The 689-nt window shown below is 62.6% G+C and carries 1 protein-coding gene; it reads right to left on the reverse strand.

Going from position 1 to position 689, the window contains the following annotated elements; genetic code table 11:
* Window positions 1-675, reverse strand: a 675-nt coding sequence (locus AC1DH9_RS30275; RefSeq protein WP_477809470.1) for a LysR family transcriptional regulator, incomplete at its 3' end; no start/stop codon positions are given.
* Window positions 676-689 lie beyond the last annotated feature (14 nt).

Here is a 689-nt window from a genome sequence, read left to right on the forward strand (position 1 = left end):
CGCCAACTGATGACTCTCAAACTCCACCGGCAGCTTCATCTGCCGCGCCTGCAAGTGCTCCTCAAGCATCACCCGCACCGTCGACGGCCGCTGCAACGTGATAAACGGCTGCTCCAGCAGCGTTTTCCAGTCGATCTCGGCACGCTCGGCCAGCGGCGAATCACTCGGCACCACCGCGACAAAGCGATCCATGTACAACGGAGTGAATTCCAGCGACGAACTCTGCGTCGGCTCAAACGCCACGCCAAGCTCCACATGACGGTCACGGACCATTTCCAGCACCTGCTCGTTGATCACGTCGTTCACCGTGACGTTGACCTTCGGGTAACGCGCACGAAAGGTCTTGAGGATCGGTGGCAGCAGGTTGCCGGCAAACGACGGCATCGCCGCCAGCGTCACCCGCCCTCGCTGCAGGGTGAAACGCTGGCGCATTTCATCCTCGGCGTTGTCCCAGTCAGCAATCAACCGCCGGGCCAGCGGCAGCAGGGACTCGCCCTCCGGGGTCAGCGCAACGTTGCGGGTGGTGCGGCTGAACAGCCGCCCACCGAGCCCGTCTTCCAGCGCCTTGATGGTCAAACTCAACGCCGACTGCGACAGGTGCAGCCGCTCACAGGCCACCGCAAAGCTCAAACTCTGCGCCACTGCCAAAAACGCCCTGATCTGCTTGACTGTCATCACCGTCCCTCACC

The sequence above is a fragment of the Pseudomonas sp. 05T35 genome (genome assembly GCF_056396605.1).